Raw genomic sequence first — 20,963 nt, forward strand, 5'->3', positions numbered from 1 at the left:
AGTCAGTCGGTCCCTTCGAGGTACGACGCCAGGTTGGCCAGCGAGGAGGCGATCCCGGTCTCGTGGTCCGCCTGGTCGATGCCGGGTGGCACATCCGTGGCGGTGACGGTCACCTCGGTTCCGTCACCGGCGGCGGCGAGATGCCAGGTCATCGTCATGGTGCCCGCGAACGACGGGTCGTCGGCCTCGAACACCGCCCGCTGCACCACGCGTTCCGGTGGCACCAGCTCGGCGAACCCCACGTCGACGACATCCGTCGCGTCCGACGTCTTGCCGGGGCTGTCGGTGGGGTCGAGGTAGGTGAGGACCATCCGGAATCCGCCTCCGGGCCGGGGATCCCACCACTCGACCCGCCCGCGCATGCCCTCCGGCGGCAACCAGGCCTCCAGGGACTCCCGGTCGAGGAGAGCGTCGTAGACATTCGCCGGGGGCGCCGCGATCACTCGGCTGGCGCGGTCAGTCCTGTCCATGGCCCGAGTCTAGGGCGAAGGCGGTTCCCTGGACGGCGCGGGGCTACGGTGTCCGGGCCGTGCCGGGACGGGTCGGGCTGTGCCGGAAGGGCCGGGCCGGGCTGTGCCGTGCTGTCCCAGGACGGACGCCGTGCCCAGGTGAACTGTCACCCGATGTGTCCGCTCCCGTACAGTCCGCCTTGGCGCCGGCGCCCCGTTGCGGCCGAGCCCGGCGGCCGTTGACCAGGAGAGGAAACATGGACCCTGAAGCCAGTCCCGACTCCCCTTCGTACGTCCCCGGCGCGAGGCGGCTGATCCCCGAAGCCGAGCCTGCACTCGTGAAGCGGTGGCATTCGGGCGGGGGTGAACTGGTTGAGCTGCTGTCCCAGGTGCGCGAACGGTTCGGCGGAGTCGCCGCGTTCCGCCTCGGGCCGACCCCCACGGTTCTCGTCACCGACCCGGAAGCGGTGCAGCACGTACTCGCCCGGCACCCGGAGCGGTACGTCAAGCGCTCCCACCGCGCCCGTGTGCTGATCGGCGACGGTGTCCTGGCCGCCACCGGTTCGGCGTGGAAGCAGCAACGCCGTTTGCTGCAGTCCCAGTTCACCGGTACCGGGATGCGTCGCTACGAACAGCGGATCATCGGGGCCGCCCGGACCACCGCGGGGCGCTGGGACGGGTACGCCCGTACCGGGCAGTCCTTCGATGTCGGGCAGGAGATGCGCCGCTTCGCCCTGGACTCCATCTGGCGATCCCTCACCGGGCATGCCCTCGACGACGAGACCGAGCGCGAACTGGCCGCCGTGGAAAGCGTGGGAGCCGCCCTTCCGACTCTGCCCGCCGATATCGGCGACGCCCAGAAAGCCGTCGCCGACGATCTCGCCCGGATCGATGCGGTCGCGCGGCACGCCATCGAGGCCGCCCGCGGCGGAGCGGCCGGACCCGACGGCCCGGGCCTGCTGCACGTCCTGCTCGACGCCTCCGCCGAGCACCCCGAGTACACCGACCGGCTGATCCGCGACGAACTGGTCACGCTGCTCGCGGCCGGGCACGAGACGACTGCCACCACCCTGACCTGGCTCTATCTGCTCCTCGACCGGAACCCCGCGGCCCGTGAACAAGCCCTGGCCGCAGGCGGCGAAGGGTCCCCTGAACGCCGCCAGGCCATCCAGGCCCTGTTCCACGAAACGCTCCGGCTCTACCCGTCGGCCTGGATACTGCCCCGCCACGCCGCCGAGGACGACACCCTCGCCGGGTACGCCGTCGAGGCGGGCACCGACCTCCTGGTCTGCCCGTACCTCACGCACCGCGATCCCGAACTCTGGCCGGACCCGGAGCACTTCGCCCCCCAGCGCTTCATCACGCCGGGCGCCCGCCCCACCCACCCGGGCGCCTACTTCCCCTTCGGCATCGGCCCCCGCGCCTGCCTCGGCCTCCAATTCGCACTCCGCGAATCAACCGTCCTGCTCGAACACCTCCTACCGCCCCACACCCCGGCGTTCTCCTCCACCCCCACAAAGGCAGTACACGGCATCACCGTCCGCCCGGACGGGCCCACCCCGGCGACCTTGGTACCGACATTTGCCTGAGACGGGCCGTCGCGCACCATGGAGTTGCCGGAGGGCGGCAGAGTTCTGCCAGGCATTGGTGCCGGGAGCGGCTGTCCGTCTGTGGTCGCCCCCCCACCCATGACCGGATCGGTCCGTACCCGGACCCGATGTGGCCTGGTCCTGGCCCTCTCGTACGGCCCAGGCTTGAGGCATGACCCGAGCACTGATCGTCATTGATGTCCAGGAGTCCTTCCGGGCCCGTCCGCTGTGGGAAACCACCTCCGACCTGAAGATCGCCGACCAGGTGAACCGCCTGGTCCGGCTCTCCCGGCAGGCCGGGGACCTGGTCGTATGGGTGCTGCACTCCGAGCCCGGCAGCGGGGATGTCTTCGACCCCGCCCTCGGCCATGTACGGCTCATGGAGGAACTGGAGCGGGTGGACGGGGAACCGCTGATCCACAAGACGTCGCACAACGCCTTCACCACCACCAACCTGCAGCAACTGCTCACAGAGCGCGGTGTCCGCGAAGTCACTGTCTGCGGCATCCGCACCGAGCAGTGCGTGGAGACCACCACCCGCGTCGCGAGCGACCTCGGCTACCAGGTCACCTTCGTCACCGACGCGACCGCGACCAATCCCATCCCCCACCGCGACGCCCCCGCCGACCAGAGCGTCGCCGAGCTGCTGGCCGACCCGCTCACGCTGCCCGCCGAAGAGGTCATCAGGCGCACCGAGTACGCCCTCGCCGGACGCTTCGCCACCATCGCGACGGTCGACCAGCTGGAGGCAGCGGCAGGATCTGGGGCATGATGACCGAATCGTGAGCCACATCGCCTTCTTCCTGGTGCCCGGAGTCCACCTGCTGGACCTGGCCGGCCCCGCGCAGGTCTTCTCGACTGCCGCCGACTTCGGGCACCCCTACACGCTCTCCTACGTCGCCGAGCGGCCGCAGATCTCCACCGCGCAGGGGCTGCCGCTCGTGGCGGAACTGGACTGGCCCGAACTCGGGCCCGAGGACCTGATCGTGGTGCCCGGCTGGCGGGCAGCGACACTGGCCGACAGTCCCGCCATCGGCGCCGCCTCCCTCCAGGTCCTGCGGGACCACCACGCCAGAGGGGGCACGGTGGCCAGCGTCTGCGCCGGGGCCGAGGCGCTCGGCCGGGCCGGTCTGCTGGACGGCCGCCGCTGCACCACCCACCACGACGTGCAGGACGAACTGGCCCTGCGCCATCCCGGGGCCCTGGTCGTCCGCGACGTCCTGTTCACCTCCGACGACCGGGTGATCACCTCGGCCGGCATCGCCAGCGGTATCGACCTGGCCCTGCACCTGGTCGCCGCCCAGCGTGGCCCGGCCGTCGCCGCGCAGGTGGCCCGCGACATGGTGGTCTACGCCCGCCGAAACGGGCATGAGTCGCAGTCCAGCGCGATGCTCCGGCACCGGTCACACCTCGACGACACCGTGCACCGGGCCCAGGACCTCATCGACGCGCGCTTCGACCAGCCGCTCCCCCTCCCCGCCCTGGCCGCGGCCGTCGGCGTGAGCGAACGGACCCTCACCCGGCTCTTCAGCCGCGCCACGGGACTCACCCCACTGCGCTACCAGCAGGCCCTGCGCCTCGAACGCGCCCAGCACCTCATCAGCCACGGCGCGACAACCGACGCCGCCGCTCGATCGGTCGGCTTCGAGGACCCCCGCATGCTGCGCCGCCTCCGCGCCCGCGCGGCCTGACCACGCCAACGCCAGGCCCGAAGAATTCCTCCGCACATCGGTCACACTCCCCCGCCGCGCTCCGTCAGGAAAGTAACAGCGCAGAGGATTCCGAGGAGACAAGATCATGGACGTACGCAGGAAGTTCGCAGTCGCCGGAGCGACCGGACGAGTCGGACAGCACGTCGTCGAGGTGCTCATGGAGCAGGGCCACGACACCGTGGCCATGTCCCGTTCCGGCGGAGTGGACGTAGTCACCGGCAAGGGCCTGGACGAGGCGCTCACCGGCGTCGACACCGTCATCGACGTCTCCAGCACCCCGTCGCCCGACCAGCGGGAGGCCACCGACTTCTTCACCGCCGCGGCCGGCAACCTGCACGAAGCCGGCGTACGGGCCGGCGTACGACGTCTCGTCGTGGTGTCCATCATCGGCATCGACCGCGGCTTCACCACGGGCTACAACGCGGCCAAGCTCGCCCACGAACGAGCCGCCCTCGCGGGACCGGTCCCGACGCAGATCCTGCGCGCGGCCCAGTTCCACGAGTTCGTGCCCCAGCTGCTGCAGTGGGGCACACAAGGCGAGACGGCGTACGTCCCTGAGATGCGCACTCAGCTCGTGGCCGCACGAACCGTCGCCGAGGCCCTGGTCGCGTTGGCCGTCGCCCCCGCCCCCGAACCGGGCACAGCGGCGGCCCCCTTCCCTGAGATCGCCGGCCCGCGCGAGGAGGACCTGGCGCAGGTCGCGTCCCTGTACTCGGCGCGGCACGGCTCGGCGGTGAAGGTCATCGCGGTCACCAACCCCGACGACCCGGACGCCCACCTCTTCGCCGACGGCTCCCTGCTGCCAAGCCCCCACGCGAGGCTGGCGGGGCCGACGTTCGAGGAGTGGGTGAACGCCGAGCGCTGACCCGCACCACAACGCACCGGGCAGCCTGCAGCAGTATGGGGAACCATGAAGAGTGACGACCCCATGAGGAGTGTCGAGGACGAGGAAGTCTGTCGCGTCTGCGGCTACACGGACGGTGACCTCTTCTTCGAGAACACCTGGCCGACCCACATCATCTGCAACTGCTGCGGATGGGAGTCGGGCACGCCGGCACTCGACCTCTCGGCCACCCGGGAGTACCGCGGCTACTGGACCGGTCAGGGCGCCGAGTGGTTCTCCCGTGGGGCAAGGCCCAAGGACTGGGATCTCCTCGAGCAATTGCGCAACATCCCCAAGGATTGGCGCTGACGACGGATCCGGCAAGCCCGCACGCACGCGGACCTGCCGTTTCCAGATGGCCATCCATTCGCGATCGGCTACGCGAGGACCTCCGCGACGAACTCGGCCCGTCCCTCGCCGGTATGGGACGCGGACTGCAGGCCGCACCGAGTCAGCCGAACTGCCAGCTCTGGCTCTGTGTTCCTGTTGCGCCGCAGGTGAACTGAACGATCCCGGCCTTGTTGGCCAGGCTCGAGTTGGCGACGGTCAGGCACTTGCCGCTGTGGCGTGCTGCCAGTCGAGTTCCGACGCCGTCCGAGTCAGGCTGCCGGGACCACTGCTGGCTGAACTCCGCGTTGCAGCCGTTCTGGACCACCACCGCGTTGTTGCTCACGCTTCGGCCCCGGACGTCCAGGCATTTGCGGCTGTTCTCGTTGATGACACGGAAGAAACCATTGCCCTGGGACTCCAGCGTCCAGAGCTGGTTGCCATTGCCGTTGCACTCGTACTGCTCGATGCCTTGGTTGTTGGAATTGCTGTTCTCCGGCACATCCAGGCACTTGACGCTGCGGCTGTTGATCACAAAGGTGTACACCGCCTGCGTCTGTGCGGGGGCGGCACCGGCGCCGGCGCCCGCAAGTACGACCAGGCTCAGGCCGAATGCCGCGGCGAGGGCGACACGGCTGACTGGCTTCTTTCCCGTACGGATCATGTTCGCGGCCACTGGATCATCCTCCAGTTGTGAGCAGTGGGTGTGGATCGCGTCGGCAGAGCAGGAGCAGGAGCAGGAGTGGGGCCTGTCCGGCCTCACGCCTCGCAGAAGCTCTTGGGGTCGCCGGCGTCGGCGGTGCAGGTGTCGGTGTTGGCGCCCCCGTCGAGGGAGTCGTTGCCGAAGATGTTGTCCACGCCGTTGAGGGTGTCGTTCCCGGGGCCGCCGATGAGGGTGTCGGCGCCGACGCCGCCGATGCTCTGGACTAGGTCACCCTGGAGCGTGTCGTTCCCCGCGCCGCCGACCAGCCGGTCGTTGCCCCCGAAGCCGAGCATGTTGTCGTTCAACGAGCTCCCGGTGATCGTGTCACCGAACTGGCTGCCGTAGATGGCCTCCACGTCGGTGAGGACGTTGTCGCCCTCCCCGCCGGCTCCGTCGTCGGCGGCGTTGTCGAAGTCGACGACGACGCCCGAGGTGCTCTCCAGGTAGCTGACGATGTCGAAGCCGCCCCCGCCACGGAGCGTGTCGGCGCCGGGTCCGCCGACAAGGAGGTCGCTCACGGGGCCGCCGTTCACGGTGTCGTTGCCCGTCCCGCCGTTGAGGACGTTGGTGTTGCCCTGGGTGGAGCCGCCGTTGATGGTGTCGCCGCCCGACTCCCCGTTCAGTTCCCCGCGGACGGCGGCGGTCTTGGTGATGGTGTCGTTGCCGTCCCCGGCGTTGACCACGACCGAGGCGCGTACGAGGTCGATCGAGCAGGCCACCGAGCCGTTGATCTGGACCGCGCAACCGGTGCCTGCCGTCAGGGTGTCGGCGGTGTCCTGGATGACGACGAAGCTCCCCGACAGGCTGACGGTGATGTTGTTCGCGCGGCCCTGTGCCGCGTTCACGACCACGTTGTCCCCACTCCTGAACACACCGGTGGCCGCGTTCGCCGAACCTCCGGTCAGGGTTACCGCGGAACCCGCCATCGCGGCGACCACCATGATCCGTAACAGCGCGTTTCTGCCCATCGTCTTCCCCTCCGTTGTGTTTTCCGCAACCGCCGTGCGGTTGCGGGCCGGCACTCTCCTGAGCCCATGGCCGGCGTTTCCATGACTGAGAGTGCCGGTGGCGCGGTGGGATGGCGTGAGTAGTCGGTACTCAACCGCCGGTCGCGCTCTACGACCGGCCGTGCTGGTGATCCGGACGTGGGACGGGGGACGGTGTCCTCAGGGTCCGGGCCAGTTCGCGCCTGGTGGTGACGCCGAGTTTGGCGTAGGCGCGGTGGAGGTGGTTGTCGACGGTACGCACCGACAGGGCGAGGGCGTCGGCGATCTCCTTGCTGGCGTTGCCGAGCGCGGCGAGCAGGGCTATCTCGCGTTCGCGGTCGGTGAGCGGAGCGGTGGGCTGGGCGGTGGTCAGCAGTGGTGTGCGGGCGCCTTCGCAGCGGGCCGGGGCGGCGGCGGCCCGGTGGGCGGCCGCCGAGGCGCGGCGGGCCCGGTGTGCCCGGCGCCAGGCGGCCGCTGCGGCGGTGGCGGCCTCGGCGGCGAGCAACTCCGCGCCCACGGCCTGGCACGCGTCGGCGGCCCGGAGGAGCTGGTCGGGGTCGTCGGCCGCCAGCGCGGCGGCCAGTTGGGCTCGGGCCGGGGCGAGTGCCCCGTCGCATCTCTGCGCGAGTGCGGTCAGCCGGTCCGTGACCTCCTTCGCTCCGCCGAGCCGGGCCACATCGGTCAACAGCAGTGCCTCGCCGGTGAGATGGCCGGTCGAACGGGCGACAAGGGCGGCGGCGGTGAGCACGGACCGTGCCCGGCCCAGGTGTCCACGGGCGGCCAACAGCCAGGCCTCGCCCAGGCGTTCCTCCCCGGCGGACAGCAGGCCCGGTGACAGCGGCGGCAGGGTGCGGTGTTCGGCCAGCGAGGCTTCGGCCGCGTCCAGGTCTCCCAGTACCGCCGCACAGGCGGCGAGCCCGCCGAGCACCGGGCGCAGGGCCATGGTGTGGTCGAAGGAACGGGCCAGGGCGGCGGCCTCGGCCCACCAGCGGCGGGCGGTCGCCGGCCGGCCGGCCAGCCACTCCGTACGGCCGAGGAAGACCGCCAGCCAGACCCGTACGACGGAGTCGGCGGCGACCAGTTCGGCGTAGGTGCGCTCGCCCTCGCGGCGGGCTTCGGCGGGGAGGCCGGCTTCGGTGAGCGCGAGGACGAGCGGGATGCGCTGGACGGCGGGATGGGAGACGAGGGCGTGTTCGTCGACCTTCCGGTGGCCCGCGTGGGCGCGCTCCGCCCAGGTCGCGGCCTCGCCGGTGCGGCCCACCAGCGCCAGCGCGAAGGGCTTCATCCAGGCACCCCGCAGCCAGACGTCGACGTCGGGGGCGTCGCCGACGTCGGTCTCCACGTCGTTCAGCAGGGCCAGCCCCTGGGCCGGCAGGCCGGCGGCTATGCGCATGAAGCCCTCATTGATCCTCAGCTTGCGGCGGCCCTCGGCGCTGGTGATCCGGTCCAGGGCGGCGTCGTTGACCGCGAGTGCCGCGGTGAGAGGGGCGTTGCTCCACAGCAGGTTCAGTGTCCGGACCAGAACGACCGCCAGTTTGTCCTGCTCACCGATGGCCACGGCGTCGGCCTGGGCGATCGCCGCCTCGGCCTGGTCCCAACGCCCCATCTCGAAGAAGGCGTGGCCGAGCATCAGGCCGGTGGCTGTGGTGCGGTGCTTCTCGGGCAGTGCCTCCAGGAGAGCGACGGTCTGGGGGTAGTCGTGCGCGTGGCGGGACAGTACGGCGGCCTGCGTGAGAAGGGTGGGGTCGGCGGTGCCGGTGGCGGCCAGCCGCCAGGTGGCGATGTGCACCAGGTCGCCGCGGCGGCGGGCGCCGCGGGCCTCGACGCGTGCGGCCTGGTCGAGCAGCAGGGCCCGGCGGCGCAGGACCGGCAGACCGGCCCGCAGCACCTCGCCGTACAGCGGGTGGGCCAGGGACACGGCCGTACGCCGACGGTCCTGCGTGATGCGGATCAGTCCGGCCTGTTCCAGGGCCGCCATCACCTGCGGCGGAGCCAGGTCTTCGGCATCGGCCAGGGACAACGGCTCGCACAGCGCCAGCAGTTCGAGTACGGGGCGTCCGGCGGAATCGGCGGTGGCCAATCGGCCGCCGATCACTTCGGTCAGCCGCGCTGTGGCCGGCAGCCGGCCCTCGGCCAGGTGCCAGATCTCCCCGTCCTCGGTCAGGTCCCCGGCGGTCAGGGCGCCCAGGACCAGTTCGCGCAGGTACAACACATTGCCGCCGCTGGCGGCCGACAGGTCGTGCAGGCTGCGCCGGGCGACCGCTCCGCCGAGCGCGGCCTGGAGCAGCGCCTCGATCTGCTCCGGGCTCAGTACGGTCAGGTCGACCCGACGCACCGCGTCTCCGCCCCGCAGTGCGGTGACGGCCTTCCCGTACGGCTCACCGCTGCGGACCGTGCCGATCAGCAGGAGCACACCGGTGTCCATCAGCTGGCGCAGCAGCACCGCCGAGGCCGAGTCCAGCAGATGCATGTCGTCGACCAGCAGCGCCCATCGTCGGCGCCCCGGCCCGGCGGCCAACCGCTCGGCGACCGCGGCGAACCCGGCCACCGGGTCCGACAGATCCACCCCCGCGGGCAGCAGATGCGCGATCGCCCCCAGCGGGACGGCACCCGCCGCGGCACTCGCGGTGGCCCTCCCCACCCGGAAACCCGCCGCCGAGGCCCGGCCAAGACACTCCTCGGCCAGCCGGGACTTGCCCACCCCGGCCGGCCCTCCCACCACGAACCCCCGGCACTCCCGGTCCGCCAGCGCCGCGGCGAAGGAGTCCAGCTCCTCCTCGCGGCCCACCAACGGCCAACGGCCCACCCGATCCCGCACCACGGCTCCCCCTGGCAGGGCACGCCACGCGAACACCCCGACGGGCACCCCCGGACGCACTCCACCCACTCAGCACGTGCACGATTCGCTTGACGCCAAGTGAGTCTAGGAACGCCCGGCGGAGCGGACCAACCGGCTCTCCGGCACTTCTCCGAGTCCGCCGCCCTACACGCCGCCTCCGGCCATGGCGCCTATCCCCATTCGGTATAGCCGTTCACATGCTCGAAGCAGCTGATCGTCTTGGGCCCCGCTATTCCGTCCACGCCTCCCGCGCACCAGGAGTACTGCTGGGAGCCCTGGATTCGCGAGGTCCAGTCCCTGGTGCGGGGGCCGTAGATGCCGTCAACGGTGAGGACCTGGCCATAGCGCCTGTTGATCTGCCGCTGCCACGACGTCACGCAGAAGTCGGTCATGCCGGGCGAGAGGTTGTACTCGGGCACCAGGTAGTGCCCACCCCCGGGGATGAGTGGGTTGTCGTAGCTCGTGATGTAACACGTGCCGGGAGAGGCCTCGGCCGGAGCGGCGACGAGAAGCGAGGCTGCGGCCAGTGCGGCCGTCATGCACGATGCGGCGATTCGTCGGGCATGGATCATGGGTGTGTGTCCTCCGTTGCTCGTCTGCCACTGCTGCTGCGGCGGCAGAGGTGCAGGGCATGTGACCAGAGCTCCCGGAACACCGAACTCCCCTTGTTCCAGGGGGTTTGCGGCTCGGGTGAAGGAGAGTACTACGCTCGTCCGGCGCTGGCTGGCGTGTGGTCACCCGCTCTCAGGCAGGTGACCACTGGACATCAGACGGCTACTCCGGCTGTGTCACGGTCAGCGCCCACCGAATGGACTCCGTGGAAGCGTCGACAGCCACGGAGAAGGATCCCGGACGAACCACACCGGCCTCCATGGTCACCGAGCCCACCCCGGCAGCGCCTGACGGGCAATCAACCGAGAACGCGGAAACCTCCACCTGCTGCGAGTCCATCGTCACCCGCACGCTGCCGCCGCCCTCGCAGGCCACGGTGAGGACGGTCGGCAGCTCCTCCCACGCGCCGCCCGACACGACGCCACCGTCTCCTGTGCGTTCCTCCACCCACACCAAGCCCTCCGGACCGGGGTGGGGCAACAAGACATCGGTCGACGCAGTGGCAGGGCCCGCCACCACACCCGTAAGCCCTAACGCCGCCAGCGCCGTCACGGCCAGAGTTCTCCTCGTCCGCCTCAAGTTCACTCCTTCTAGGTTGGTCATGGACACCACAGTCTGTCCCGGGCGCCTGGCCGCGCACATGAGTTCCCCTACTCAGGTTCACTGCGGTGTGGTCGTCCTCCGCAACGTCCCTGGCACCTGGTGCCGGGGGGCGTGACGGTGGTGGACGCGGCCGCCGGAATGTACGCGCGGCGCCTCGCCGAGCGGGGCTTCGTCACTCTCGCGTACGACGCCGCCTTTCAGGGTGAGAGCGAGGGCACCCCGCGTGGCCTGGAGGATGCGGCCCACCAGGTCGAGGACATCAAGGCCGCGGTGTCGTACCTGGCCAAAGGAACTCCGCTGGATCGAAGGCGCCGGCCACCTCGACCTGTACGACAAGAAGGACGAGTATGTCGCCCCCGCCATCGCCGAGTTGGCCGCCTTCTTCCACGCCCGACTGGCCTCGACGCCCTGAAGCGACGCAACCGCTCCCACTTGCACGACGAGAGTGAAGGGTTCCCGGCGGGGCGGGCGCCGATGGACACCCACAGCCACAGTTGGGCCGTCGGCGTCTTCGCCGCCTGCTACGCGCCCCTGCTCGCAAGTGGCCCGTGTGACCGAATGTGCCCCCTTGCCCGGGCAGTTGGGCTCCCCCACTGTCGTTGGGCACCGCCATTCACCTGATGACCGCCCACCCTCGGAGATCCCCATGCTGCGGGTGCACTTCACGGCCGACGACATCGCACGTGTACGTGTCGCCGCCGCCCCCGACCCCCTGTGGGAGATCGTCAACAGCTTCCAGGCGCTGATCAGGGAGGAGAACTCCCTGGCGTTCGGCGAGTGGCGGCGGATCGTACGGCCACGACTGGGTCCGGCGGACGGGCTGCTCGCCGCGCTGCTGCCGCCCCGGGGCTACTTTCCGGACTTCCTCACGCCCGACCTGGGCGGCTCTCTCGGGCTGGAGCACGCGGTCGACACCGTGCTCGGCACGCCCCGGGCCGACCTGCGCGGCGATCTGGCCAGGCTCGCCGCCTCCCCGGCCCGGCCGAGACAGTTGCCGGCCGAGGCCCGTGCCCTCGCCGAGGGCACCCTTGAGGCCCTGCAACGGCTGGGCGCCGCGCTGTATGGGTACCACCGACGAGCCCTGGCCGCCTTCTGGCCGCACATCCGGGCGCAGGTGGACGCCGACCGTGCCGTACGCGCCCGGGCGGTGCTGGGAGGCGGAACCGATGGGCTGCTGGCGAGTCTCCGGCCCGTACTGCGCTGGCAGTCGCCGGTACTGGAGGCCGACTATCCGGTCGACCACGAACTGCGGCTCGGTGGACGGGGGTTACTGCTCCAGCCGTCCTTCTTCTGTTCCCGACGACCCGTCACTCTCGCCGCGCCACTCCCCGACCGCACGCCGGTCCTGGTCTATCCGATCCAACACACCCTCGGCTGGGCGCTGATGCCCGGCGCCACGGGCCGGGGCTCGGGACCATGTTCCGGACCGAGCGCAGGACCAGGGGCAGGACCGGGAGCAGGACTGGGAGCGCTGCTCGGCCGTACCCGGGCCGCCATCCTCCAGGACGTCGTGACCGGGCGTACGACCGGTGAACTCGCGGAGCGGATCGGGATCTCCGGGGCGGCGGTGAGTCAGCACACGGCCGTGCTGCGGCAGGCCGGACTGCTGCTGAGCGTGCGCCGCAGCAAGCATGTGCTGCACACGATCACTCCGGCGGGGCTCGTCCTCCTCGACGGCGCGCAGCACACGCCGTTCGACGCCTGACCCCTGCCCCACGGGGCGTGACGCCTGCCCCCACCCCTGAAGCCTGACGCCTGGCCACTCCCCCTCAGGCATGACGCCTGAGTGACTGCTTCCGTTTAAGCCACGGCTTCAACGTGTGGCGGCCACGCAACGGCCGACGACAACCTGGCACCACAAGCGGGGTCACACCGCCACCGGATGCCTCGTATGTCGCGTCCTGAACAGGGGGATCAACCGAATGCGCAGAGTACATAGCGTTCTCGGAGTGCGTGGCAGGCGCTCCATTCTCGGCCTCATCGGTGCCTTGGCTCTGATGCTGGCGGCCGTCTTCGCCGCCGGCCCGGCCCAGGCGTCCGTCGCCTCGGACGACGGTGCGGTCGGCCGGGTCCTGACCGCGCCGCCGGCACCGCAGGACGCACAGTCGGCGTCGACCCGGTCACCGGCCGCGAACTCCCCGAGCGTCTCGCCGTCCGCCAGGTCCATCCACATGGCACCCGGCACCACGTTCAACTGCCCCAGCGGAAACCTCTGCACGGAGGTCTGGGATCCCACGACGGGCAGCTGGGAGATCTTCTTCCTCTACAACTGCAACCGCTACTACACGTCGTACTGGAACGGCGCCGGCTACTACTACGACTTCCAGACCGGAGGCGTCACCTCGTACTTCTACGGCCAGAGCGGCAACGTCCTCCACTCCTTCAGGCCCGACTCGGCCCTGCACTCCTACACCTGGACCCCTGTCTGGAGCGTCCGCAACTGCTGAGCACGAGTACACGATGACGTCCGCCCCGGCACCGCACTCAGGAGAGTGCCGCGCCGGGGCGGACGTATCGACCCTGCCGCCGAGAGTCACTCGTCGTTCACCCAACGCATGAGCCGTTGCAGCGGATAGAAGCCGTCGTGGGAGAGACCGGGTGGCATGCCGCCCGCCCTGCCGAGCGACACCACGCGCTGCACACCCGCGCAGGCGAGAGCGTCGCGCAGTTCCGTCTTGCGGGTGTCGGGGTACACGCCGACCGTCTGGGTGGCGACCCCGGCGTGTGTGACGGCGTCGGTGAGAGCGGCGACCGGGACGACGTTGACTATCTTTCCGTCGGGGTGGAAGTCGACCGGTTCCGGGGAGCGGATGACGAGGCCTCGGCCGTCGTAGGCGCCCCACACCCGGTAGTCGGGCGCGAGGGACCGCAGTACGTCGATCTCCTCACGGAGTTCCCCGGCGACCCGTGGGCCGTCGGCCGAGCTGAACTCCCGGGCGACGCCGAGGCGTTCGCAGAGCAGCTCGGCGTAGCGGTCCGCGTCCTGCTCAGAGCCCTCGACGAACTGGAAGCGACTGGCCACGCACGCCTGCTGGTTGAAGAACGTGGCGTCCGCGGCGGCCTCTTCCACAGCCTGGCGCAGAGTCTCCTCGGAGGCGAAGGCCTCGCGGCCGATGACCGAGATGGAGGTCTTGGGATCGAAGGAGACGAGCTCGAAGCCGGGGCCGACGTACTTCAGGGCTCCGCGGATCGTGGACTCACCGCCCCAGGCCACCAGCTTGTCGAAGAACTGCGGACGGAACAGCACGCTCTCCACCGTCTCGTCGCCGCCCCTCCAGTACACCGCGGAGAACGAGCGCACCACGGGGTGACCGGGTGCCACCGAAGCCATCGTGCGCAGGATCGCGGTCGCGGTGAACAGGTCGTTCGAGGGCAGCTTCAGCAGGTTGACGCCCTTGGTGAGGGCGCCGCGTACGACGGACATGGCCGCCACACCGGGCGCGTTGCCCGCGATGATGTGCACCAGGCGGGGCGGGAACGCGCGCGTGGCGGCGATCCGGCCTTCGGGCAGCCGCACCTCGCGCCAGCCGTCGAGCACGTCCGCTCCGCCGAGTTCGTGGTCGATCTGGGCGTACAGGCCGGTCCGTTGGAAGCTCCGCCACAGCACGGCGTAGGCGCGTTCGAGCACCTCGGCGGGGAGCGGACTGATCCGGACCATACGGTCCAGTGCTTCGGCGAGCAGGCCCTCCCGGTCCGCCTTCAGTGCCTCACCGGTCTCCACCAGCAGGTCGACGATCTCCGCGCTGGGCACGTCGAAGGCGGGTCCGGGTTCGGTACGGGACCACACCAGGCGGTCCAGGTCCAATGCTGGTGCCGAGAAGGCCGAGTCCCCGCGACCGTGACCGACGGACGGGGCCTGGTCCACCTCGCCCCGCACGACATGCACCACCTCCGTACGGACCGAGGGCTCGCCCCGCAGTGTCGTACCGGTCATCCGTGGATCATTCCCCTCACATAGGAGTCGAGTGTCGCCGCGCAGGTGATCTTGTCGTCGCCACCGAGGTCTCCGTAACGCTGGATGTCAGGCAGGACGGCCGGGCCCGATCTGCCGCAGGCGCACGGTGAGAAGTCCACGAAGACCCGGTCACCGCTGATCAGTCCGCCCCAGCGGCCTTCCAGGGAGACGTCCAGGAACGCGAACCGGCCTTCCACGACGCCGAGTTCGGGGTTCAGCAGCTTTTCGCCCGCCTGGTCGAGCACCAGCGGGATCACCCACGGGGGGACGTGGTAGTTGCCCTTCTCGCAGGCGAGGCAGGAGCCCTGAAGCTCCGTCATGCCGTAGCTGCGGACCCGCCGTACGCCCTGGTAGAAGGCGGCGAACTGCTGCTGGTAGTCGTCGGGCAGCGCGCGGCCCTTGTTGCCTCCTCCGCTGAGCACCAGCGTGTCGGGGTGGAGGCCGCCGTCGGGTACGCCTCGGGCGCGCAGAGCCTGGATCAGGGTGAACTGCTGGTTGTTCATCCCGGCGATCAGCAGCGGCTCGTCGCGGTGGGCGGCGATGTCGTCGACGATCCGGTTCATGGCCGCGCCCACTTCCTCCTCCCGGGAGCCGGAGGCGGACTCGAAGGAGCTGATCTCCTGCGGGGTCGCGATGCCCTCGGCCATCCGTCGGCGCAGCAGCGCGCTGCTCATCAGCTCGGACACCCGCATCGGGTCCTCGGTCAGCAGCCGGGTCTCACCGGGCAGTGCGAAGACGTCCGCGTGCCAGCGGAAGCCGTCGATGGAGCGCATCGGTCCGCTCGCCGGAGCGAGGAGGTAGGCCCGGCGGACGGGATCCGGCGGCAAGGGATCGGGCCAGCAGGTGAGGTTCTCCAGGATGTCGTGCAGGAACCGCAGGTCGGTGCCGTCGCAGTTGAGGAAGGAGACCTTCCCGGACGTGCCGCTGGTGATGTAGGGGCGGTGGCCGGCGGCGGTGATGCGTTCGGTCCACTCGTCGATGTCGCGTACGCCCTCCACGTCGACCTCGTCCGGTTCGACCACCGACACGGTCGAGTACCAGCGCAGGAGCCGGTCCCAGCGGCCGGCCGTGATGAGCGAGACGGGGTACGACTTGTAGCTGGTGTGCGAGAAGAGGAGGGGCACGAGGTCGTCGAGGCCGGCGACCTCCCGCACTCCGGTCTCCGCCGCCCGGGTGCGCAGCAGCGGGATGCGCTCGCGGTGGGCGGCGAAGGCCTCCCGCGCGGCCTCCAGTTGCAGTTCCGCCATGTCTTCGGCGGGTTGGTCGAAGGTGTCGGCGGACCGGACCAGGGATCGGATCTGCTCGCGTGCGCTTGCCACAGCACCTACCTCAATCGGTTGTCACAGTTGCCTTGTGCGCGAGGTAGGACGACTCGATCTCGTCCAGGTTCGCGCGCAGTTCCTTCGGGGTCCCGGTCATGACGATCCGGCCGCGGCGCAGCACGTACACGCGGTCGGCGATGTCCAGCACCTTGCGCACGTGCTGTTCGACCAGCAGTGCGCCGAGCCCGCGGTCGGCCGCCTCGCGCACGGCGCGCAGAAGGCGGTCGACCACGAGCGGGGCGAGACCGAGGGAGAGTTCGTCGGCGAGGAGCAGCTTGGGCGTGCGGCACAGGGCCCGTGCGAGCGACAGCATCTGTTGCTCGCCGCCGGACAGCATTCCGGCACCGGTCCTGAGCCGCTTCTCCAGTTCGGGGAAGAGCGCGAGGGCCTGGTCCGTCGTCACCCGGCCCACGCGCAGGTTGTCGGCGGTGTCGAGACGGGTGAAGACCGCCCGCTCACCGACATAGGCCAGCCCTTCGCGGGCGCGGCGGTGCAGTGGTGCCTGGCCGGTGCCGCCCAGCCAGCGCACCTCGCCGCTCATCGGGGCCAGTTCTCCCGACAGCACCCGGAGGGTCGTGCTCTTGCCCGCGCCGTTGGGCCCGAGCAGGGCGACGACCTCACCGGGTCGGACCTCCAGGTCGAGATCGCGCAGTACGGGCACGGTGCCGTAGCCGGCGGACAGTGCGCGGGCTTCGATCAGGGGCTGTCCCGTGTCGTGCACGGACGTTCTCCTTCCTCGGGCTCCAGGGCTCTCGTACGCCGGAGGTCAGCCGGCCGAGCCGCCCGTCAGCACCTTCCGGACGTCGATGAAGGTCGACCCGGACTTGGCCCACTCGATCTTTCCGTCGCGCATGGTCAGTTCGGTGGCGGTGGTGTTGTGTATGCGGTTCAGGCCCTTGATCGGCAGAGCCGTCGACTCCGCCCAGGTCAGCGGCGGGGTCAGGCCACCGGTGTCGATGCCCTTCGTGGTGTTGAGCTCCTCGACCAGGGCCTTGGACGAGATCGTCGGCAGCTTCTTGGCGGCCTCGGTGAAGACCTTGAACGCCACCCAGGCCGTCGCGTTGGCGCCGTTCGACGTGTCGAGTCCGTCGCCCTTGGTGGCTTCGACGAAGTCCTTCCAGGCCGGGTCCGAGGTCGGCGGGTAGTAGCCGGTGATCGCGGCGCCGTTCAGCGGGCTGCTGCTGCCGCCGGTGCTCTCGGCGAGTTCCGGGGTGAGGTTGCCGACGACGCTGCCCAGCTCGGTCTTGGCGCCGGACTGTACGTACGACTTCACGAACAGGTCCGAGTGCGTGCCGAGGATGACGCTCACGCAGTCGGTGCCCTTGGTCGCCGCGGCGACCTGCGGGGCGAGGTCCGTGGCGGTGAGCGGCACCTTGAGGTCCTTGGGCGGCGCTCCTCCGGCGGCGGTCACGCCGAGCGCGAGGAACTTCGAGACGGTGTCGGCGGCGGCGACGTCGTACCGGACGCCGGAGATCTTCTTGCAGCCCTCGTCGACCAGTTGCTTGCCGTGTGCGGCGAACACCACGGGGGTGCCACCGTTGACCGGGAACGACATCGGGCTGGAGAACTCGGCCGCCGAGACGCCCGTACCGCCGAGGTAGGGGATGCCGGCCTTCTCCAGGATCGGCATGTAGCGGTCTCCGGCGAGGCTGTACGAGCCGACGACCGCGACGACCTTCTCGGCGACCGCCTTCTGGGCGCAGTTCTCGGCCTCGTCGGCGTCGTTCTTCTCGTTGCAGGTGAGCACCTTCAGCGGGCCCCCCTTGATCCCGCCGTTGTCGTTGATCCACTTCTCGTAGGCCTGAGCCGTCTGCCGGACCCCGGGCTGAGCGCTGCCCTGGGTGTTCTCCGGCGCCCAGACCATCACCTTGACCGTGGCGCCCTTCAGCGAGGACGTGTCGGACGAGCTGCTGGAGGCCTCTCCCCCACATCCGGCGGCCAGTAGGGCTCCGGTCACGGCGAGACAGCTCGCTGTGGCACTTCTGCGTCGTCGTGAGTCGTTCATGGTCCCTCCGCGGGGCTCGCGCCCGTCATGGGCGACGTCGAGATGCCGACAGCATGGAGGGTGGCGTTTGTTTAGTGAAGTACTCTCGGCACAATTATTTAAATAAATACGCTGTCTGGTCTTGTCGGGCGATCCGGCGTTCGCTACTCATGGAGCTCTGAGAAGTAAGGCCCTGGGAGGTTCTTCACGTGGACGACATCCTGCGTTTCGCACTGCTCGGCCTGGGGCTCGGTGCGCTCTACGCGCTCACCGCGCACGGCATCGTGCTGGTCTACCGGGGCTCCGGTGTCCTGAACTTCGCGCACGGCGCGATCGGGATGGCCGGCGCCTATGTCCAGTGGGAACTGGCCGTCAACCACGGTGTGCCGTACTGGCCCGCCGTCGCCTGCGGGGTGCTCGGGTCCACGGTGCTGGGGGTGCTCACCCATCTGCTGGTGATCCGGCCGCTGCGCAGGGCGTCCTCGCTCGCACGCCTGGTCGGCACCCTGGCGGTGTTCATCGTGCTCACCGCCGTCGCGGTCAAACGCTACGGCGACAGTGTGCAGTTGGTACCGGCCAAGCTGCCGTCCGGGCTGGTGGAGATCGCCGGAGCGACGGTCTCCGAGGACCGGATCTGGCTCCTCGGCATCGCCGTCGTCGTCACCGTGGCCCTGCACGCCCTCTACAAGCGCACCCTGTTCGGCCTGGGCACGACCGCGGTCGCGGAGAACCAGGGCGCGGCGGCCTCACTCGGCTGGTCCGCGGATCTGATCGCGGCCGCCAACTGGGGACTCGGGTCGGCTCTCGCGGGGCTGACGGGCATCCTGATCGTGCCGGTCATCGGCCTGTCGGTGACCGGTCTGACCACCCTGTTGCTGAGCGCGCTGGCCGCCGCGCTGGTCGGCAGGTTCTCGTCGTTCCCCGTCACTCTGGCGGGCGGCCTGGTCATCGGGGTCGTGCAGTCCGAACTGACCCGCTTCGGCTCCGACGTCACGGGGCTCGCCGCGTCGGTGCCCTTCCTCGTCATCGCCCTGATGCTGGTCGCCCGCGGCCGGGCCCTGCCACTGCGCGGCACGTTCCTGGAGCGACTGCCGGCCCTGGGCACCGGAAGGGTGCGCCCGGCGCCGCTGGCGCTCGCCGTCGTGACCGGGCTGCTGCTGATCGGGCTGTCCTCGCCACTGTGGGCCGACGCGATCACCAACACCCTGGTGCTCTCGCTGATCATCCTGTCGATCATCGTGGTCACCGGGTACGCGGGACAGGTCTCCCTCGCGGCGTACGCCCTCGCCGGGACCGGCGCCTTCATCGCCGGGCACGCGGCGGCCGACTGGGGCTGGCCCTTTGAACTCGCCCTGCTCGCGGGTGTGTTGGGCACGGTGCCGATCGGCCTGCTCTTCGCCCTGCCGGCCGTCCGCACCCGCGGGGTCAACCTGGCGATCATCACGCTCGGGCTCGGCACCACGCTGGAGACGATGGTCTTCCAGAACACCGACCTGTCCACGACACCGGGCAGCGACGGCATCGCGGTGGGCAAGCAGACACTCTTCGGGATCGACATCTCCGGCGTCGACCATCCGCAGCGGTACGCGGCGGTCGTGCTGGTCATGTTCGTCGCGGCCACCCTCGTGGTCGCCAATGTCCGGCGCAGCAGAACCGGCCGCCGGCTCATCGCGGTGCGGGCGAACGAGCGGGCCGCGGCGGCCCTCGGCATCGACGTCCGCGCGGCCAAGCTCTACGCCTTCGGACTGTCCTCGGCGATCGCCGCGCTCGCCGGAGTGCTCACCGGCTTCCGCTCGACCTCGGTCGTCTTCGCCGACTTCGCGAGCTTCGACTCCATCACCGCGCTCGGGCTCGCGGTCATCGGAGGCGTCGGCTTCCTCGTCGGACCGCTCTTCGCCGCCACCTTCGCCGCGGGCACGGTCGGCGCCCGCTTCGGAGACCTGGTACTGCCCGGACTCAGCGAGTGGATGCCGCTGATCGGCGGGATCATTCTGGTACTGACCCTGGTGGGCAACCAGGACGGCATCGGACGGGAGCTCGGCAGGCAGGCGGCGGGAGCCGAGCGCAGACTGCTCGCGAAACGACGCCCGACGCACACCGGCGTGGCACAGGACCCGGCAGAGCAAGCGGCAGAGGGCGACGAGCCGGCCGCACCGGACGTACGCCCCGCGGCCCCTTCCCAGGCCGCGCACCGCACCCCCGGACTCCCCCTGCGCGTGCGGGACCTGACCGTGCGGTACGGCGGGGTCGTCGCCGTGGACGGCCTCTCCTTCGACATCGAGCCGGGCCGGGTCGTGGGTCTCATCGGTCCCAACGGCGCCGGCAAGACCTCCGCCATCGACGCCGTCACCGGCTTCACCCGGGCGGCGTCGGGAAGTGTCCTCCTCGGCGACCGGGAAGTGACCCGCCTGCCGGTGCACCGACGGGCCGGCGCCGGGCTGAGCCGATCCTTCCAGTCGCTGGAGCTGTTCGAGGACATGAGCGTCCTGGACAACCTGTACGCCGCCTGCGACCGGCCCGGACCGTGGGCGTACCTCAAGGACCTGGTGCGCCCCGGCAGCCGCCCGCTGCCCGCCCATGTACTCGTCGCCGTAAGGGAGTTCGGGCTGGAGGGCGCCCTGGACCGGCCGGTGGGCGATCTCTCGTACGGCGAGCGGCGGCTGCTGGCCATCGCCCGCGCGGTGGCGACCTCGCCGTCCGTCCTGCTGCTCGACGAACCGGCCGCGGGGCTGTCGGACGACGAGTCCCGGGAGCTGGCCCAGCTGGTCCGGCGGCTCGCCGAGGACTGGGGCATGGGTGTGCTGCTCGTGGAGCACGACGTCGACATGGTCATGAGCGTCTGCGACGAGGTCGTCGTCCTGGATTTCGGCCGCCGGATCTGCGTCGGCACTCCGGAGGAGGTACGCGGCGATCCGGCGGTCCGGGCGGCCTACCTGGGCGACCTGTCACCGGAGGAGGTCGCCCCGTAAGGGGCGCGGGGAACTGCGTGACCAGCCCCC

General features: G+C 70.4%; 19 protein-coding genes. 9 read left to right on the forward strand and 10 right to left on the reverse strand.

Going from position 1 to position 20,963, the window contains the following annotated elements; all coding sequences use genetic code 11:
- Positions 1-2: 2 nt before the first annotated feature.
- Positions 3-470 carry an SRPBCC family protein gene (locus JEQ17_RS03730; protein ID WP_200393828.1) on the reverse strand — a complete coding sequence of 156 codons (468 nt, stop codon included), beginning with the start codon at positions 468-470 and terminating at the stop codon, positions 3-5.
- 236 nt (positions 471-706) lie between these two features.
- On the opposite strand from JEQ17_RS03730, the gene JEQ17_RS03735 reads away from it, so the two are divergent.
- The 5 genes from JEQ17_RS03735 to JEQ17_RS03755 all read left to right on the forward strand — a co-directional run bounded on the left by JEQ17_RS03735 (position 707) and on the right by JEQ17_RS03755 (position 4,942).
- A complete protein-coding gene (locus JEQ17_RS03735) occupies positions 707-2,038 on the forward strand; it encodes a cytochrome P450 (RefSeq protein WP_200393829.1) in 1,332 nt (443 codons plus the stop codon).
- Positions 2,039-2,210: 172 nt separating this feature from the next.
- Positions 2,211-2,810 (forward strand): isochorismatase family protein, encoded by a 600-nt coding sequence (locus JEQ17_RS03740; protein ID WP_200393830.1) that lies wholly within the window; start codon positions 2,211-2,213, stop codon positions 2,808-2,810.
- 10 nt (positions 2,811-2,820) lie between these two features.
- Positions 2,821-3,729: a GlxA family transcriptional regulator gene (locus tag JEQ17_RS03745; RefSeq protein WP_200393831.1), complete on the forward strand. Its 909-nt coding sequence runs from the start codon at positions 2,821-2,823 to the stop codon at positions 3,727-3,729.
- Between the two features lie 106 nt (positions 3,730-3,835).
- Positions 3,836-4,615: an SDR family oxidoreductase gene (locus JEQ17_RS03750; protein WP_200393832.1), complete on the forward strand. Its 780-nt coding sequence runs from the start codon at positions 3,836-3,838 to the stop codon at positions 4,613-4,615.
- A gap of 45 nt (positions 4,616-4,660) precedes the next feature.
- Complete coding sequence (locus JEQ17_RS03755; RefSeq protein ID WP_234048051.1) at positions 4,661-4,942, forward strand: hypothetical protein; 282 nt, start codon at positions 4,661-4,663, stop codon at positions 4,940-4,942.
- 142 nt (positions 4,943-5,084) lie between these two features.
- Here the strand turns inward: JEQ17_RS03755 and JEQ17_RS03760 are convergent, their stop codons facing one another.
- From JEQ17_RS03760 to JEQ17_RS03780, 5 genes are all read right to left on the reverse strand, one after another.
- On the reverse strand, positions 5,085-5,636 hold the full coding sequence (locus JEQ17_RS03760; protein WP_200393833.1) for an RICIN domain-containing protein: 552 nt from the start codon (positions 5,634-5,636) through the stop codon (positions 5,085-5,087).
- 83 nt (positions 5,637-5,719) lie between these two features.
- Positions 5,720-6,631 (reverse strand): calcium-binding protein, encoded by a 912-nt coding sequence (locus JEQ17_RS50450; RefSeq protein ID WP_267924756.1) that lies wholly within the window; start codon positions 6,629-6,631, stop codon positions 5,720-5,722.
- Positions 6,632-6,779: 148 nt separating this feature from the next.
- Positions 6,780-9,467 carry a LuxR C-terminal-related transcriptional regulator gene (locus JEQ17_RS03770; protein WP_234048052.1) on the reverse strand — a complete coding sequence of 896 codons (2,688 nt, stop codon included), beginning with the start codon at positions 9,465-9,467 and terminating at the stop codon, positions 6,780-6,782.
- 191 nt (positions 9,468-9,658) lie between these two features.
- Positions 9,659-10,060: a peptidoglycan-binding domain-containing protein gene (locus JEQ17_RS03775; RefSeq protein ID WP_200393834.1), complete on the reverse strand. Its 402-nt coding sequence runs from the start codon at positions 10,058-10,060 to the stop codon at positions 9,659-9,661.
- A gap of 202 nt (positions 10,061-10,262) precedes the next feature.
- Positions 10,263-10,652 (reverse strand): hypothetical protein, encoded by a 390-nt coding sequence (locus tag JEQ17_RS03780; protein ID WP_200393835.1) that lies wholly within the window; start codon positions 10,650-10,652, stop codon positions 10,263-10,265.
- Positions 10,653-10,938: 286 nt separating this feature from the next.
- On the opposite strand from JEQ17_RS03780, the gene JEQ17_RS03785 reads away from it, so the two are divergent.
- From JEQ17_RS03785 to JEQ17_RS03795, 3 genes are all read left to right on the forward strand, one after another.
- Positions 10,939-11,115, forward strand: a complete 177-nt coding sequence (locus JEQ17_RS03785; protein WP_200393836.1) for a hypothetical protein — start codon at positions 10,939-10,941, stop codon at positions 11,113-11,115.
- A gap of 234 nt (positions 11,116-11,349) precedes the next feature.
- Positions 11,350-12,408, forward strand: coding sequence for an ArsR/SmtB family transcription factor (locus tag JEQ17_RS03790; protein ID WP_200393837.1), 1,059 nt, complete (start codon positions 11,350-11,352; stop codon positions 12,406-12,408).
- 244 nt (positions 12,409-12,652) lie between these two features.
- A complete protein-coding gene (locus tag JEQ17_RS03795) occupies positions 12,653-13,150 on the forward strand; it encodes a hypothetical protein (protein ID WP_200393838.1) in 498 nt (165 codons plus the stop codon).
- A gap of 86 nt (positions 13,151-13,236) precedes the next feature.
- Here the strand turns inward: JEQ17_RS03795 and JEQ17_RS03800 are convergent, their stop codons facing one another.
- Genes JEQ17_RS03800 through JEQ17_RS03815 form a run of 4 tightly spaced genes read right to left on the reverse strand, consistent with a single transcriptional unit; the run spans position 13,237 to position 17,985 of the window.
- Positions 13,237-14,637, reverse strand: coding sequence for an acyl-CoA reductase (locus JEQ17_RS03800; protein ID WP_200393839.1), 1,401 nt, complete (start codon positions 14,635-14,637; stop codon positions 13,237-13,239).
- Positions 14,634-15,977, reverse strand: coding sequence for a hypothetical protein (locus tag JEQ17_RS03805; protein ID WP_200393840.1), 1,344 nt, complete (start codon positions 15,975-15,977; stop codon positions 14,634-14,636). Before JEQ17_RS03805 ends, JEQ17_RS03800 begins: the two co-directional genes overlap by 4 nt.
- A 10-nt stretch (positions 15,978-15,987) precedes the next feature.
- Entirely contained in the window at positions 15,988-16,701 is a 714-nt protein-coding gene (locus JEQ17_RS03810; protein WP_200393841.1) for an ABC transporter ATP-binding protein, read from the reverse strand.
- Between the two features lie 45 nt (positions 16,702-16,746).
- On the reverse strand, positions 16,747-17,985 hold the full coding sequence (locus tag JEQ17_RS03815) for an ABC transporter substrate-binding protein (protein ID WP_200393842.1): 1,239 nt from the start codon (positions 17,983-17,985) through the stop codon (positions 16,747-16,749).
- A 188-nt stretch (positions 17,986-18,173) separates the two neighbouring features.
- On the opposite strand from JEQ17_RS03815, the gene JEQ17_RS03820 reads away from it, so the two are divergent.
- The gene (locus tag JEQ17_RS03820) at positions 18,174-20,933 is read left to right on the forward strand and encodes a branched-chain amino acid ABC transporter permease/ATP-binding protein (protein WP_200393843.1); all 2,760 of its coding nucleotides are present in this window, start codon (positions 18,174-18,176) and stop codon (positions 20,931-20,933) included.
- Positions 20,934-20,963: the final 30 nt, after the last annotated feature.

This window comes from Streptomyces liliifuscus (assembly GCF_016598615.1).
Lineage (GTDB): Bacteria > Actinomycetota > Actinomycetes > Streptomycetales > Streptomycetaceae > Streptomyces > Streptomyces liliifuscus.